The organism is Enterobacter sp. SST3 (genome assembly GCF_000286655.1).
GTDB classification, from domain to species: domain Bacteria; phylum Pseudomonadota; class Gammaproteobacteria; order Enterobacterales; family Enterobacteriaceae; genus Enterobacter; species Enterobacter roggenkampii.
The window spans coordinates 59,224-74,520 of record NZ_ALNS01000034.1; the positions used below are offsets into that span (position 1 = coordinate 59,224).

At 55.3% G+C, this 15,297-nt stretch carries 18 protein-coding genes and 1 tRNA gene; 11 read left to right on the forward strand and 8 right to left on the reverse strand.

All coding sequences use genetic code 11. From position 1 onward, the window contains the following. Positions 1 to 13: 13 nt before the first annotated feature. From ecnB to efp, 3 genes are all read right to left on the reverse strand, one after another. Positions 14 to 160 carry a lipoprotein toxin entericidin B gene (gene ecnB, locus B498_RS0121700; RefSeq protein WP_003025482.1) on the reverse strand — a complete coding sequence of 49 codons (147 nt, stop codon included), beginning with the start codon at positions 158 to 160 and terminating at the stop codon, positions 14 to 16. Between the two features lie 108 nt (positions 161 to 268). Beyond that, positions 269 to 400: an entericidin A/B family lipoprotein gene (locus B498_RS0121705; protein WP_024907352.1), complete on the reverse strand. Its 132-nt coding sequence runs from the start codon at positions 398 to 400 to the stop codon at positions 269 to 271. A gap of 58 nt (positions 401 to 458) precedes the next feature. After that, on the reverse strand, positions 459 to 1,025 hold the full coding sequence (gene efp / locus B498_RS03155; protein ID WP_008502940.1) for an elongation factor P: 567 nt from the start codon (positions 1,023 to 1,025) through the stop codon (positions 459 to 461). A 40-nt stretch (positions 1,026 to 1,065) separates the two neighbouring features. On the opposite strand from efp, the gene epmB reads away from it, so the two are divergent. Then, positions 1,066 to 2,094 carry an EF-P beta-lysylation protein EpmB gene (gene epmB, locus B498_RS03150; protein ID WP_008502941.1) on the forward strand — a complete coding sequence of 343 codons (1,029 nt, stop codon included), beginning with the start codon at positions 1,066 to 1,068 and terminating at the stop codon, positions 2,092 to 2,094. A gap of 65 nt (positions 2,095 to 2,159) precedes the next feature. On the opposite strand, the gene B498_RS03145 is transcribed toward epmB, so the two are convergent. Then, entirely contained in the window at positions 2,160 to 2,513 is a 354-nt protein-coding gene (locus B498_RS03145) for a DUF4156 domain-containing protein (protein ID WP_008502942.1), read from the reverse strand. Between the two features lie 234 nt (positions 2,514 to 2,747). Here B498_RS03145 and B498_RS03140 point away from each other — a divergent pair, with 234 nt between their 5' ends. From B498_RS03140 to iadA, 3 genes are read left to right on the forward strand one after another with little or no spacing between them, the layout of a single operon-like run. Next, positions 2,748 to 3,413 carry a nucleoside recognition domain-containing protein gene (locus tag B498_RS03140; protein ID WP_008502943.1) on the forward strand — a complete coding sequence of 222 codons (666 nt, stop codon included), beginning with the start codon at positions 2,748 to 2,750 and terminating at the stop codon, positions 3,411 to 3,413. After that, positions 3,394 to 3,855, forward strand: coding sequence for a YjiG family protein (locus B498_RS03135; protein ID WP_008502944.1), 462 nt, complete (start codon positions 3,394 to 3,396; stop codon positions 3,853 to 3,855). Before B498_RS03140 ends, B498_RS03135 begins: the two co-directional genes overlap by 20 nt. Before the next feature lie 10 nt (positions 3,856 to 3,865). After that, positions 3,866 to 5,029, forward strand: coding sequence for a beta-aspartyl-peptidase (gene iadA, locus B498_RS03130; RefSeq protein WP_008502945.1), 1,164 nt, complete (start codon positions 3,866 to 3,868; stop codon positions 5,027 to 5,029). A 65-nt stretch (positions 5,030 to 5,094) separates the two neighbouring features. Here iadA and groL read toward each other — a convergent pair whose 3' ends face one another. Continuing rightward, positions 5,095 to 6,738 carry a chaperonin GroEL gene (gene groL, locus B498_RS03125; RefSeq protein ID WP_008502946.1) on the reverse strand — a complete coding sequence of 548 codons (1,644 nt, stop codon included), beginning with the start codon at positions 6,736 to 6,738 and terminating at the stop codon, positions 5,095 to 5,097. A gap of 31 nt (positions 6,739 to 6,769) precedes the next feature. Beyond that, positions 6,770 to 7,063 (reverse strand): co-chaperone GroES, encoded by a 294-nt coding sequence (locus B498_RS03120; RefSeq protein ID WP_003855929.1) that lies wholly within the window; start codon positions 7,061 to 7,063, stop codon positions 6,770 to 6,772. A gap of 179 nt (positions 7,064 to 7,242) precedes the next feature. On the opposite strand from B498_RS03120, the gene yjeH reads away from it, so the two are divergent. Next, on the forward strand, positions 7,243 to 8,463 hold the full coding sequence (yjeH, locus tag B498_RS03115) for an L-methionine/branched-chain amino acid transporter (protein WP_008502947.1): 1,221 nt from the start codon (positions 7,243 to 7,245) through the stop codon (positions 8,461 to 8,463). A gap of 36 nt (positions 8,464 to 8,499) precedes the next feature. Here the strand turns inward: yjeH and B498_RS03110 are convergent, their stop codons facing one another. Next, entirely contained in the window at positions 8,500 to 8,964 is a 465-nt protein-coding gene (locus B498_RS03110; RefSeq protein WP_023616652.1) for an FxsA family protein, read from the reverse strand. 334 nt (positions 8,965 to 9,298) lie between these two features. Between B498_RS03110 and aspA the strand changes: the two genes are divergently transcribed. From aspA to B498_RS03080, 6 genes are all read left to right on the forward strand, one after another. Then, positions 9,299 to 10,735 carry an aspartate ammonia-lyase gene (gene aspA, locus B498_RS03105; RefSeq protein ID WP_003855923.1) on the forward strand — a complete coding sequence of 479 codons (1,437 nt, stop codon included), beginning with the start codon at positions 9,299 to 9,301 and terminating at the stop codon, positions 10,733 to 10,735. Positions 10,736 to 10,850: 115 nt separating this feature from the next. Further along, positions 10,851 to 12,152 carry an anaerobic C4-dicarboxylate transporter gene (locus B498_RS03100; protein WP_008502949.1) on the forward strand — a complete coding sequence of 434 codons (1,302 nt, stop codon included), beginning with the start codon at positions 10,851 to 10,853 and terminating at the stop codon, positions 12,150 to 12,152. Between the two features lie 113 nt (positions 12,153 to 12,265). After that, a complete protein-coding gene (gene cutA, locus B498_RS03095) occupies positions 12,266 to 12,589 on the forward strand; it encodes a divalent cation tolerance protein CutA (protein WP_008502950.1) in 324 nt (107 codons plus the stop codon). Then, a complete protein-coding gene (locus B498_RS03090) occupies positions 12,565 to 14,256 on the forward strand; it encodes a protein-disulfide reductase DsbD (RefSeq protein ID WP_008502951.1) in 1,692 nt (563 codons plus the stop codon). The genes cutA and B498_RS03090 overlap by 25 nt, the downstream gene beginning before the upstream one ends. 49 nt (positions 14,257 to 14,305) lie before the next feature. After that, positions 14,306 to 14,881, forward strand: a complete 576-nt coding sequence (locus tag B498_RS03085; protein ID WP_008502952.1) for a transcriptional regulator — start codon at positions 14,306 to 14,308, stop codon at positions 14,879 to 14,881. A gap of 127 nt (positions 14,882 to 15,008) precedes the next feature. Beyond that, positions 15,009 to 15,084 (forward strand) — tRNA-Phe (locus B498_RS03080). 18 nt (positions 15,085 to 15,102) lie between these two features. Here B498_RS03080 and B498_RS23425 read toward each other — a convergent pair. Beyond that, the coding region (locus B498_RS23425; protein ID WP_237716811.1) for a hypothetical protein at positions 15,103 to 15,297 on the reverse strand (195 nt) is incomplete at its 5' end.

Sequence of the window (15,297 nt, forward strand, 5' to 3'; positions counted from 1 at the left end):
TACCGTTTATTCATTACTGCTGAGCTTTTGTTGCCGCACCAGAGATTGCGCTACCACCTTCAGAAATATCCTGACCGACGCCACGCGTGGTATTACATGCCGTTAACACTGAAGAAAGTACCAGGACTGAAAAGATCGCTGCAATTGTCTTCTTAACCATAATATCTTCCTTTTATAGCCAAAGTTGTTTTGTGTATAGCAACTTAAGAATAGACAAAATCCCGCCGGTTGACGGAAGAGGAAGCATTTTTAGGAAAATTAGACGAACTTAGCTGGCGGCGTGAGAAATGATATGACCCAGATCCTGGATATCTTGTCCCATTCCACGCGTGGTGTTACAGCCAGAAAGCAATGCACTGGAGAGCGCTAACAGAAGCAGAATTTTAACGGTACGTTTCATCATCCCTGCCTGCAAAAAATCGGGCGCAGCGGGCGCTGCGCCTTCAATCATACGTAAATTACTTCACGCGGGATACGTATTCGCCGGAGCGGGTATCCACTTTGATCACTTCGCCAGTCTGTACGAACAGTGGCACTTTCACCACTGCGCCGGTAGACAGTTTGGCTGGCTTACCGCCGGTACCTGCGGTATCACCCTTCAGACCTGGATCGGTTTCAACGATTTCCAGTTCTACGAAGTTTGGTGGGGTCACTGCGATAGGCTGGCCGTTCCACAGGGTCACGATGCACTCAGCCTGATCCAGCAGCCATTTAGCGCTGTCACCTACCGCTTTCTCATCAGCAGATAGCTGTTCGAAAGTGGAGTTGTTCATGAAATGCCAGAACTCGCCATCGTTGTACAGATAGGTCAGGTTCATATCAACAACATCAGCGCCTTCAGCAGAGTCAGTAGACTTGAAGGTTTTCTCAACACGGGTACCGGTCAGCAGACGGCGCAGCTTAACGCGTGCGAATGCCTGGCCTTTACCTGGTTTAACGAATTCGCTGGCTTCAACCGCGTACGGTTCGCCGTCCATCATGATTTTAAGACCAGCACGAAAATCGTTGCTATAGTACGTTGCCATAAGGCCCTCTAAATTTGTTAACTGGTAGCTAAGCCACAAAATGGCGCATATTGTAACCCTAAACACCCCGTCCAGAGAAGATTGGTTATCGCAACTTGCCGATGTAATCACCAGTCCTGATGAATTGCTGCGTCTTTTAGACCTCGATCAGCACCCAGAGTTGCTTGCAGGCCGCGAGGCAAAGCGCCTTTTCGCCCTGCGCGTTCCCCGTGCGTTTGTGGCGCGGATGGAGAAAGGCAACCCCGACGATCCGCTATTAAAACAAACGCTTACTTCGCAGGATGAATTCATTACTGCGCCGGGATACAGCACCGATCCGCTGGAAGAGCAGAACAGCGTGGTGCCGGGTTTACTGCACAAGTATCTCAACCGCGCCCTGCTGCTGGTAAAAGGCGGCTGTGCGGTAAATTGTCGTTATTGCTTCCGTCGGCACTTCCCCTATGCCGAAAACCAGGGCAATAAACGCAACTGGCAGGTCGCGCTGGACTATATCGCCGCCCATCCGGAGCTGGATGAGATTATTTTTTCCGGCGGTGACCCGTTGATGGCGAAAGATCATGAGCTGGACTGGCTGCTGACTCAGCTTGAAGCCATCCCGCACATTAAGCGCCTGCGCATTCATAGCCGCTTACCGATTGTTATTCCGGCACGTATCACCGACGGCCTTGTGGCACGCCTGGAGCAATCCCGCCTGCAGGTGCTGCTGGTGAATCATATTAACCATGCGAACGAAATTGACGATGCGTTTCGCGCGGCGATGGCGCGACTGCGTAAAGCGGGCGTGACGCTGCTGAACCAGAGCGTGCTGCTGCGCGGCGTGAATGACAGCGCCCGCGTGCTGGCCGATCTGAGCAATGCCCTGTTTGATGCGGGCGTGATGCCGTATTACCTGCACGTGCTGGATCGCGTTCAGGGCGCGGCGCATTTCATGGTGACGGATGAAGAAGCCCGGCAGATTATGCGCGAACTGTTAACGCTGGTTTCAGGCTATATGGTGCCGAAGCTGGCACGCGAGATTGGCGGAGAGCCGAGCAAGACGCCGCTCGATTTGCAGCTGCGGCAGCACTAAAAAGGCAGGTGGCGCTACGCTTACCCGCCCTACAGGGCCGGGCGCAGCGCCATTAGCACATTACATCAGTTCGGGCACTTATAGACCTGGCCCGTCATCTGGCTGGCGGTCGGCACGAAGCTGGACAGCATACTCTGCGTTGGGCTACTTACGCCGTAAATCACGTTGCCGCCCATTGCCGCAGCCTGATTACGCAGGGCATTCGCCGCTCCGCGCATAGAACCGCCTTCCTCACCGTGCTGACCCGACATCCAGTTACTTTGTTCACCGGTTGCCGTGCCTAACAGCTGGCATTCACTGCCAGGCTTATCTTCCACAAAGCGAACGCCCTGGCCCGCTGCCGACAGCTCATTGCTGGAGCTACAACCCGCCAGCAGCAGTGCTGCCCCTACAATCCCTGCACAGACTTTTACGCGCATGTTATTCCTCGTTTTCAATAAGCTGGACAGTAATTGTCCGTGTGTAAATCTTATACCTAAAAGATGACTAAAAGAAAAACCCCCGCGCATTTCTGCGAGCCAGATTCCGCGAGGCACTCCTCCGACATCTTAAATGAATTCTGATAATAACCTTTGGGATATCGTGTTTTAGCCCCCGATCGTTTTTAGTGATGCAACGTACAACTTTTGTACGCGACTAAAAAAGGAGGTTTTATGAGTGCATCATCCTCAGGAGAGGAAAAAGTGACATGGGTGGGTTATGTGGCGTTTGTACTTACCATCGTTTTTTTCTCGGGCTTTTTCGCCAAAAGCACCGAATGGTGGCGCGTGCTGGATTTTACCGTCTTAAACGGCAGCTTTGGCCCGGTCAACGGCGCTCTGACGTTTCGCGGAACGGGCGGAACGGGGGCGAAAGACGGTTTCCTCTTTGCCCTTGAGCTGGCTCCCTCGGTCATTTTATCGCTTGGTATCATCGCCGTCACCGAAGGTCTGGGCGGGCTGCGTGCCGCACAGCAGCTTATGACCCCCATTTTACGTCCGCTGCTGGGTGTGCCGGGCGTTTGCTCCCTGGCGCTGATAGCCAACCTGCAAAACACCGATGCGGCGGCAGGGATGACCAAAGAGTTAACCGATGAAGGCGCGATTACGGACCAGGAGCGTGCTATTTTCGCCACCTTTCAGACCAGCGGTAGCGCCATCATTACCAACTATTTTTCTTCCGGTGCCGCGCTCTTCACCGTTATCACCATCCCGGTGATTACGCCGCTGGCCGTTATTCTGGTGTTTAAATTCGTTGGTGCGAACGTCCTGCGCCTGTGGATCGCCCACATGGAAAATCGTCATCTTCAGGAGGAAGAACATGATCGCCCAGCCGCGTAAAAATATCATGGATCTGTTTATTGACGGCGCCCGGCGCGGCTTTACCATCGCCACCACCAGCCTCTTGCCGAACGTCGTCATGGCGTTTGTCATCATTCAGGCGCTCAAGGTCACCGGCCTGCTGGATATTGTCGGCAAGATATGCGAGCCAATTATGGCGCTGTGGGGCCTTCCGGGTGCGGCGGCAACGGTTCTTTTGGCCTCGGTGATGAGTATGGGCGGCGGCGTGGGCGTCTGCGCCAGCCTGGTCGCCGCCGGCACGCTCAACGGCCACGATGCCACCATCCTGCTGCCCGCCATCTATCTGATGGGCAATCCGGTGCAAAACACCGGCCGCTGCCTGGGTACCGCCGGCGTAAACCCGAAATATTATCCGCATATTATTACTCTTTGTGTCATTAATGCCCTGCTCTCAATGTGGGTGATGCAGCTACTCTTCTGAGGAGATAAAAATGGATTTTTCAGTGCTGAACCCTCACCTTTTCCGCAACGCACATCTCTACGCCCCGGAGGATAAGGGACGTTGCGATCTGCTGATCGCTGCGGGAAAAATCGTGGCGATCGAAAAAGCGAACCACGGAACAACGAGGCCAGACTGCCCGGAAAGCGATCTGGCTGGGGCGGTGGTTTGCCCGGGGTTTATCGACCAGCATGTGCATTTGATCGGTGGCGGCGGCGAGGCGGGCCCTCACACCCGCACGCCAGAGGTTCGCCTGTCTGCACTTGTGGCCGCAGGCATCACCTCGGTTGTTGGCCTGCTCGGCACCGACGGCGTGACCCGGCATCCTGAATCGCTGCTGGCAAAAACGCGGGCGCTTGAGCATGAAGGGATCAGCGCGTGGATGCTGACAGGCGCATACGGGCTGCCTTCTCCGACGATTACCGGCAGCATCGAAAAGGATGTGGCGCTGATTGATAAAATCATTGGCGTGAAATGCGCGATCTCTGACCATCGTTCTTCCGCGCCAGCCGAGGACCAGCTCGCCAGTATGGCTGCCCAGTCACGCGTAGGCGGGCTGTTGGGTGCCAAAGCGGGCATTTCCGTGTTTCACCTCGGCAACAGCCCAAAGCTGCTGGAGCCGCTATTTAGCATCCTGAATAACGCCGACGTTCCCCGCGTGAAACTGCTGCCAACGCACGTAAACCGCGCCCGGGCGCTGTTCCTTGCCGCGCTGAGCTATGCCCGCGAAGGCGGCTTTATCGACATCACGACCAGCATCAGTGAACCGATTGACGCCGCCAGCGCCATCGTGATGGGCCGCGAGGCGCAGGTGCCGTTTAACCGGCTTACGCTCAGTTCGGACGGCAACGGCAGCCAGCCGAAATTTGATGAGAGCGGCAATCTGGTGGGGATGGGCGTGGCGGGGTTCGAATCCCTGCTCGAAACGCTGCAGCAGCTGGTCAGCCGGCATCAGCTGCCGCTGGAAGAGGCGCTTCTTCCCTTTACGCGAAACGTGGCGGCGTTTCTCGGGCTGGAGCATAAGGGGCGGCTCGCGCCCGGATGCGATGCCGATTTTCTGGTGCTGACGGACGATCTGAAGATTCGCGAGGTCTGGGCCAAAGGCCGCCAGATGGTGCGTGAAGGTGCCGTGTGCGTCAAAGGCACTTTCGAATAGCACCCAATAAAAAACCCCGGGCATTTCTGCCCGGGGTTCGTTCTGAGAGGTTCAGAACAACATGATTACATCATGCCGCCCATTCCACCCATGCCGCCCATGCCAGCAGCACCTAAGTCAGGCGCATCGCCTTTAGGCAGGTCGGTCACCATGCACTCGGTGGTGATCATCAGACCAGCAACAGAGGCCGCGTACTGCAGAGCAGAACGGGTCACTTTAGTTGGGTCCAGGATACCGAAGTCGATCATGTTGCCGTATTCTTCAGTTGCCGCGTTGTAACCGTAGTTACCTTCGCCCGCTTTCACCTTGTTTGCTACCACAGATGGCTCTTCACCGGCGTTAGACACGATCTGACGCAGAGGCGCTTCCATTGCGCGCAGCGCAACTTTGATACCCACGTTCTGGTCTTCGTTCTGAGCGGTCAGGCCAGCCAGTTTAGCGGCAACGCGCACCAGCGCAACGCCACCACCCGCAACCACACCTTCTTCTACCGCAGCACGGGTTGCGTGCAGGGCATCGTCAACGCGTGCTTTTTTCTCTTTCATTTCAACTTCGGTCGCAGCACCGACTTTGATTACCGCAACGCCGCCTGCCAGTTTCGCTACGCGCTCCTGCAGTTTTTCACGGTCGTAATCGGAAGTCGCTTCTTCGATCTGCTTACGGATCTGACCTACGCGGCCCTGAATAGCGGCTTCTTCACCCACGCCATCAATGATGGTGGTGGTGTCTTTGTTGATCACAACGCGTTTTGCCTGGCCCAGGTCTTCCAGGGTCGCTTTTTCCAGCTCCATACCGATCTCTTCAGAGATCACGGTACCGCCGGTCAGGGTAGCGATATCCTGCAGCATTGCTTTACGACGATCGCCGAAGCCTGGTGCTTTAACCGCAGCCACTTTCACGATGCCGCGCATGGTGTTAACCACCAGGGTCGCCAGCGCTTCGCCTTCAACATCTTCAGCGATGATAACCAGCGGCTTGCCTGCTTTCGCAACGGCTTCCAGCACTGGCAGCATTTCGCGGATGTTGGAGATTTTTTTGTCAGCCAGCAGGATGAACGGGCTTTCCAGCTCAACAGCGCCAGTCTCTGGCTTGTTGATGAAGTATGGGGACAGGTAACCGCGGTCGAACTGCATACCTTCAACCACGTCCAGTTCGTCTTCCAGACCGGTACCGTCTTCAACGGTGATCACGCCTTCTTTACCGACTTTGTCCATCGCTTCCGCGATCAGTTTACCTACGGTTTCGTCGGAGTTAGCGGAGATGGTACCAACCTGAGCAATCGCTTTAGAGTCAGAGCACGGTACGGACAGCGCTTTCAGTTCTTCCACAGCGGAGGCGACAGCTTTGTCGATACCACGTTTCAGATCCATTGGGTTCATGCCCGCCGCAACGGCTTTCAGACCTTCGGTGATGATGGCCTGCGCCAGAACGGTCGCGGTGGTGGTACCGTCGCCTGCAGCGTCGTTCGCTTTAGAGGCCACTTCTTTCACCATCTGCGCGCCCATGTTTTCGAACTTGTCTTCCAGCTCGATTTCACGTGCTACAGAAACACCGTCTTTGGTGATGGTTGGCGCGCCGAAGGATTTATCCAGCACTACGTTACGGCCTTTCGGGCCCAGGGTCACTTTAACTGCATCTGCCAGTACGTTTACGCCGCGGAGCATTTTTACACGAGCGTCGTTACCGAATTTTACGTCTTTAGCTGCCATGTTCTTATTTCCTCAAATTCTCGTGCGTAAATTACGCTTCAACAATTGCCAGAATGTCGCTCTCGGACATGATCAACACTTCTTCATTGTCGATCTTCTCGGATTTCACGCCGTAGCCATCGTTGAAAATTACGATGTCACCAACTTTAACGTCCAGTGGCTGCACAGTTCCGTTTTCCAGGATGCGGCCCTTACCGACAGCGATGATTTCGCCACGCGTTGATTTGGCTGCTGCAGAACCGGTCAGAACGATGCCGCCAGCAGACTTGGTTTCAACTTCTTTACGTTTGACGATCACACGATCATGTAACGGACGAATACTCATTGATAGCTCTCCTTTGAGAAAGTCATTATCAGTTATGGATGACGCCGGCCCGCATGCGGTTTTCCGACTAGTGCCCTGAGAGATGGGGATAGCTTTTTACCCCTTCAAGGGGGAGTTGAAAAAAAATTTTGCGAAAGTGTTACCATCGCCTCTCTTTTGGAATTGGCAGGACGATGTCAATGAGTGGACTCAAGCAGGAGTTGGGGCTGGCGCAGGGCGTCGGCCTGCTCTCAACCTCCTTGTTAGGAACGGGCGTGTTCGCCGTACCTGCACTGGCGGCACTGGTAGCCGGAAATAACAGTCTGTGGGCGTGGCCCGTTCTGATTGTATTGGTTTTCCCGATTGCCATTGTGTTTGCCATCCTGGGGCGGCATTTCCCCAGCGCGGGCGGCGTGGCGCATTTTGTCGGGCTGGCATTTGGCCCGCGACTGGAGCGTGTGACCGGCTGGCTGTTTCTCTCCGTTATTCCGGTTGGGCTTCCTGCGGCGCTGCACATTGCAACCGGCTTTGGCCAGGCGCTGTTTGGCTGGCATGACGAGCAGTTGCTGTTGGCCGAACTGGGTACGCTGGCTATCGTCTGGTGGGTGGGTTCACGCGGAGCCCGCTCCAGCGCCAACCTGCAGACACTGGTTGCGGTGCTGATTGTCGCGCTCGTTGCCGCTATCTGGTGGGCGGGCGATATCACCGTAAAAGAGATTCCCTTCCCGGCCGTGACAGACGTCGACCACTCACAGCTTTTTGCCGCGCTCTCCGTCATGTTCTGGTGTTTTGTCGGTCTGGAAGCCTTTGCCCATCTGGCGTCGGAATTTAAGCAGCCTGAACGTGATTTCCCCCGCGCACTGATGATCGGCCTGCTGCTGGCAGGCACGGTGTACTGGGCGTGTACCGTGCTGGTGTTGCACTTCAAGGCTTTCGGAGCCGATCTCGCCGCCGCGGCATCGCTGCCGGGTATCGTGGTTGAACTGTTTGGTGTGAAGGCGCTGTGGATCGCCTGCGTTATCGGCTATCTGGCCTGTTTTGCCAGCCTTAACATTTATATCCAGAGCTTTGCCCGTCTGGTGTGGTCTCAGGCGCTTTACAGACCTGATAACCGCCTCGCACGGCTGTCTAAACGCCAGCTGCCGCTGAATGCCCTGAATGCCGTACTGGGCTGCTGCGTGGTGAGTACGCTGTGCATTTACGCCCTGAAGGTCAATCTGGATACGCTGCTCGTCTACGCCAATGGCATTTTCATCATGATCTACCTGCTGTGCATGCTGGCAGGTTGTCGTCTGCTGAAAGGCCGTTATAAAGCACTGGCGTTTGTTGGTGGGCTGCTGTGCCTGCTGTTGCTGGCAATGGTGGGGTGGAAAAGTATGTACGCCATTGTCATGCTGGCGGTGTTGTGGCTGGCGCTTTAGTAGGCCCGGTAAACGAAGCGCCACCGGGCAACAAAATCACCGATCGTCTTTGTGATCCAGACGGTCGTGCTGTTCATCCTTACGCTGATACTCCCCTTCAAACGTGTCGCCTGGCCCGGTGCTGAACCCACCGCCCGGCATACGGCTAAAGCGCAGATGCGGCAGCAGCTTCATGGTCAGGTGCTTTTGCACCGGCGGCAGAAGCAGCAGAAGGCCGAGGAAGTCGGTGAAGAACCCGGGCAGAATCAGCAGCAGCCCCGCAATAATCAACGACACGCTTTTGATCATCTCTTCCGCCGGGCTTTCGCCTGCGGCCATCTTTTGCTGCATTATCAGGAAATTTTTGAAACCCTGATTACGCACCAGCGACATGCCGATGACGGAGGTGAAAATCACCAGAATCAGCGTCAGCAGGACGCCCAGCACATGGGCAACCTGGATGAAAATGGAAATCTCAATGTAAACATAGAGAAAGAAAGCAATAAACGGTATCCAGCGCACTGGCATCTCCTGTGTGGCAGAGGCCATCGGCCCCTGTCTGAATGTGTTCGCGACGCGCGTTTGTATGAGATGGTGACGGTTAGCGAAAATTCAATCAGTTTGCACGGATATTTTTTTTGGAAATATTAAAGCGGTGACCCATTTCACAGATTAATAATTATCATGGAATCGGCTCGATAATAAGTGATCCAGCTTACGGCAATTCGCTATCATCAGCATATGATCTCGAGCATCTGGCTGATTGAGGGAATAATCGTCGGTCAGAAAATATTCAAAACCACATAAATACTGTGCGTTTAGTACAATCCATCGGCAGCTTGAAAAGAAGGTTCACATGTTAAACAACATTCGTATCGAAGAAGACTTGTTGGGTACCAGGGAAGTTCCAGCGGATGCCTACTACGGTGTCCACACTCTGAGAGCGATTGAAAACTTCTACATCAGCAACAGCAAAATCAGCGACATCCCTGAGTTTGTTCGTGGCATGGTGATGGTGAAGAAAGCCGCAGCCCTGGCCAACAAAGAGCTGCAAACCATTCCTAAAAGCGCGGCAAATGCGATTATCGCAGCCTGCGATGAAGTGCTGAACAACGGCAAATGCATGGATCAGTTCCCGGTTGACGTCTATCAGGGCGGCGCGGGCACCTCCGTCAACATGAATACCAACGAAGTACTGGCAAACATTGGCCTGGAGCTGATGGGTCACCAGAAAGGTGAATACCAGTACCTGAACCCGAACGACCACGTCAACAAATGCCAGTCCACCAACGACGCGTACCCTACCGGCTTCCGTATCGCGGTGTATGCCTCCGTGGTGAAACTGGTGGATGCGATCAACCAACTGGGTGATGGCTTCCAGCGTAAAGCGGTTGAGTTCCAGGACATTCTGAAAATGGGTCGTACCCAGCTGCAGGATGCGGTGCCGATGACCCTCGGCCAGGAATTCCACGCGTTTAACGTACTGCTGAACGAAGAGACCAAAAATCTGCTGCGCACCTCCGAGCTGCTGCTGGAAGTGAACCTGGGCGCTACCGCCATCGGTACGCGTCTGAACACCCCGGATGGCTATCAGCAGCTGGCGGTACAGAAGCTGGCTGAAGTGTCCAACCTGCCGGTTGTGCCTGCAGAAGACCTGATTGAAGCGACCTCCGACTGCGGCGCCTACGTCATGGTACACAGCGCGCTGAAACGTCTGGCGGTGAAGCTGTCCAAAATTTGTAACGACCTGCGCCTGCTCTCTTCCGGCCCGCGCGCTGGCCTGAACGAAATCAACCTGCCAGAACTGCAGGCAGGTTCGTCCATCATGCCAGCCAAGGTGAACCCGGTCGTGCCAGAAGTAGTGAATCAGGTTTGCTTCAAAGTCATCGGTAACGATACGACCGTGACCATGGCCTCTGAAGCGGGTCAGCTGCAGCTGAACGTGATGGAGCCAGTCATTGGCCAGGCGATGTTTGAATCTATCCACATTCTGACCAACGCCTGCTACAACCTGCTGGAAAAATGCATCAACGGCATCACGGCGAATAAAGAAGTCTGCGAGGGTTATGTCTATAACTCTATCGGGATCGTCACCTACCTCAACCCGTTCATCGGGCACCATAACGGCGACATCGTCGGTAAGATTTGCGCCGAAACCGGTAAGAGCGTGCGTGAAGTGGTGCTGGAACGCGGGCTGTTGACCGAAGCCGAGCTGGACGATATTTTCTCAGCCCAGAACCTGATGCACCCGGCCTATAAAGCGAAACGATATACCGATGAAAGCGAACAGTAACCGTTCAGGCTAGGCTTCTTAAGGCACGTCACTTGTGACGTGCCTTTTTTCTTTTTAGGCGTTACCAAAATACAACAATTCAATATCAACTTGTTAATAAGCAAGGCAGGTCCTTATGTTTGGAGCAGAACTCGTCATCGTCTTGTTGGCGATTTATTTGGGAGCACGACTCGGGGGTATCGGCATCGGTTTTGCCGGCGGTCTTGGAGTGCTCGTTCTTACCCTTATCTTTCAGATTAAACCCGGCGCAATCCCGTTCGACGTTATCGAAATCATCATGGCAGTCATTGCCGCTATTGCCGCCATGCAGGTGGCAGGCGGTATGGACTACCTGGTGAGCCTGGCGGAGCGCATGCTACGCCGCCACCCGAAATACATAACCTTCCTTGCTCCGCTGGTGACCTGGTTTATGACCATTCTCGCCGGTACTGGCCACACCGCTTTCTCCACGCTGCCGGTGATCACCGAAGTGGCGAAAGAACAGGGCATCCGTCCGTCGCGTCCGCTCTCTATTGCCGTCGTCGCGTCCCAGATCGCGATTACCGCCTCGCCGATTTCCGCGGCGGTGGTCTTCTTCGCCGGTATCCTGGAGCCGATGGGCGTGAGCTACCTGACGCTGCTGGCGATCTGCATTCCGGTGACGCTGATTGCGGTGATGATTACCGCCGTGCTGTGTAACTTCCTCGGTGCTGAACTGAAAGACGATCCGGTTTATCAGGAGCGTCTGGCAAAAGGTGAAGTGAGCCTGCGCGGCAGCCAGGTCTTCGAACTGAAGCCACATGCGAAACGCTCCGTGCTGCTGTTCCTGATTGGTATTGTCGCCGTCATGTTCTATGCGACCGCCATCAGCGATACCGTGGGGCTGATCCAGAACCCGGTCCTGCCGCGTAACGAAGCGATTGTGGTGTTCATGCTGACCATCGCGACGCTGATTAGCATCACCTGTAAAATTGATACCAGCGAAGTGCTGAACGCCAGCACCTTCAAATCCGGTATGAGCGCCTGCGTGTGCGTACTGGGTGTGGCGTGGCTTGGTGATACCTTCGTGAAAGCGCACATCAGTGATATCCAGACCGTCGCTGGTGACCTGCTGCACAACTACCCGTGGCTGCTGGCTGTCGTGCTGTTCTTCGCGGCGACCCTGCTTTACTCCCAGGCGGCGACCACCAAAGCGCTGATGCCTGCGGCGCTGATGCTGGGTGTGACGCCGCTGACGGCAATTGCCTCTTTTGCGGCGGTTTCTGCCCTGTTCGTATTGCCAACCTACCCAACCCTGCTGGCGGCGGTGGAGATGGACGACACCGGCTCAACCCGTATCGGTAAGTACGTGTTTAACCACGCGTTCCTCATCCCGGGCGTGGTGGCGATTACGCTTTGCGTGGTCCTCGGCTTTATCATCGGCGGCATTGTGCTGTAAACGGTTAGCCGTTGTAAAAATAGTTAAAATCGGGCCGCTCAGCGGCCCGTTTCATTAATGACCAGTCGTCTTGCGTGATATAGTGAAGACTTTCGTGATGAGGAGGTCGACTTGTGAACACGCCTGATGCCGTTGTCGTACTGTGCACCGCCCCTGATGAAGCTTCTGCCCAGGATCTCGCCGCCAAAGTGCTGGCCGAAAAACGGGCAGCCTGCGTCACGCTCCTCCCCGGCGCTACCTCTCTTTACTATTGGGAAGGTAAGCTGGAGCAAGAGTACGAAGTCCAGATGTTGCTTAAAACCAATCTGGCGAATCAGCAGGCACTCCTGGACTGCCTCAAATCTCATCATCCTTACCAAACCCCGGAACTGCTGGTCTTGCCAGTGGTTCATGGCGATAACGACTATCTCTCATGGCTCAACGCTTCCTTACGCTGATCCTGCTGCTTTGCAGCACATCAGTTTTTGCCGGGCTGTTTGACGCGCCCGGCCGTTCGAACTTCATTCCTGCCGATCGGGCGTTTGTTTTCGATTTCCAGCAAAACCAGCACGACCTTACGCTCAACTGGCAGGTGAAAGAGGGCTATTACCTCTATCGCAAGCAGGTGAGCATTACGCCTGCTCAGGCCAGCGTGGGCGCATTACAAATGCCCGCTGGCGAGTGGCATGAAGATGAGTTTTACGGCAAAAGCGAAATCTATCGCCAGCGCCTGAGCGTGCCCGTTACGGTGAACCAGGCGGATAAAGGCGCGACCCTGACGGTGACCTACCAGGGATGCGCGAATGCCGGATTCTGCTATCCGCCGGAAACAAAGGTGGTTCCGCTTAGTGAGGTGAAAGCGTCGCCCACGATTTCCCCTCTTCCTTCAGGCGAGAAGCATGAGGATACCGCTGACCTTCCGTTCTCCGCGCTGTGGGCCTTACTGATTGGCATTGGCATTGCCTTTACCCCCTGCGTGCTGCCGATGTATCCGCTCATCTCTGGCATCGTACTGGGCGGCAAACAGCGCCTTTCCACCGCACGCGCGCTGCTGCTGGCCTTTATTTACGTGCAGGGTATGGCGCTGACCTACACGGCGCTCGGCCTTGTGGTCGCCGCTGCCGGGTTGCAGTTCCAGGCCGCACTTCAGCACCCTTATGTGCTGATTGGCCTGTCGGCGATATTTATTCTGCTGGCACTGTCGATGTTTGGCCTGTTCACGCTGCAGTTACCGTCTGCTCTGCAAACCCGCTTAACGCTGATGAGTAATCGTCAGCAGGGAGGCTCGGCAGGCGGCGTGTTTATGATGGGGGCCATCGCCGGACTGATTTGCTCCCCTTGCACCACTGCCCCGCTGAGCGCCATCCTGCTCTATATTGCCCAGAGCGGCAATCTGTGGCTCGGCGGCGGTACGCTGTACCTTTATGCGCTGGGCATGGGCCTGCCGCTCATTCTGGTCACGGTTTTTGGCAACCGCCTGCTGCCGAAGAGCGGCCCGTGGATGGAGACGGTGAAAACCGCATTTGGTTTTGTGATTCTGGCGCTGCCGGTGTTTCTGCTGGAACGCATTACGGGTGACGTCTGGGGCACTCGCCTGTGGGCGATGCTCGGCGTAGCGTTCTTCTCCTGGGCATTTATCGTCAGTCTGGGGGCCAAAAAAGCGTGGATGCGCCTGGTGCAAATTCTCCTGCTCGCCGCCGCGCTGGTGAGCGTGCGTCCTCTGCAGGATTGGGCGTTCGGCTCGCCGGTCGGCCAGACGCAGGCGCATTTGAACTTTATGCAGATTAAGAACGTCGATGAGCTCAACAGCGCGCTTGCGCAGGCGAAGGGCAAACCGGTGATGCTCGATCTCTATGCCGACTGGTGCGTCGCCTGTAAAGAGTTTGAAAAATACACCTTTAGCGATCCACAGGTGCAAAACGCCCTGAAAGAGACGGTTCTGCTCCAGGCGAACGTAACCGCCAATAATGCGCAGGATAAGGCTCTGCTGAAGCAGCTTAACGTGCTCGGGCTGCCAACCATTCTGTTCTTCAATCAACAGGGTCAGGAGCAGCCAGAACAGCGTGTAACCGGGTTTATGGATGCAGCGGCATTTAGCGCGCATTTGCGCAATCGCCAACCGTAAACAACACTTTAAACGGAACATACCGTTGGGAATAGCGGAGGAGATAACCGTGCAACGTGAAGACGTACTGGGACAAGCCCTGCAATTACTTGAGATTTATGGGATCGCCAGCACCACGCTTGAGATGGTAGCCGACCGTATCGATTACCCCCTGGATGATCTTAAGCGCTTCTGGCCGGATAAAGAGGCGCTCGTTTATGATGCTCTGCGCTATCTCAGCCAGCAGGTTGATATCTGGCGCAGGCAGCTGATGCTGAATGAAGAACTGACTGCGGAACAAAAGCTGCTGGCGCGCTATACCGCCCTGACGGAATGTGTCAGCAACAATCGCTATCCGGGCTGCCTGTTTATTGCGGCCTGTACGTTCTATCCCGATCCCGACCATCCTGTCCATCAGTTGGCGGAGCAGCAAAAACGGGCTGCGCATGACTTCACTCACGAGCTGCTGACCCGTCTTGAAGTGGATGACCCGGCAATGGTGGCGAAACAGATGGAGCTGGTGCTGGAGGGCTGCCTGAGCCGCATGCTGGTGAACCGTAGCCAGGCCGATGTGGATACGGCGCACCGACTGGCGGAAGATATTCTGCGCTTTGCTCAGTGCCGTATGGGCGGGGCGTTAACGTAAGCGAACCTGTTAAATTTGACGTATTCGACGCGTAAACCATCAGATTGCCGCAAAGTTAAGCAATTGAACAGCTTTTCCCGAAATAATGTTGACGATAAGGCGCGATTGCGGTTTAATGCGCTCCGTTGCCCGGATAGCTCAGTCGGTAGAGCAGGGGATTGAAAATCCCCGTGTCCTTGGTTCGATTCCGAGTCCGGGCACCACTATTTAAAGAACCCAGCCTATGGCTGGGTTTTTGCTTTTCTGCGTTTATAAATCCCTTCTTTAGTATTCTTGCTTCTTTTTACCGTGGGATCGTGCGGTCTGCCATGCCCGGTGGCGCTGCGCTTACCGGGCCTACAGGTTTTGTAGGCCGGATAAGGCGAAGCCGCCATCCGGCATGATTTCTGACGCACCAAGCAAAAAACCCCGCACCT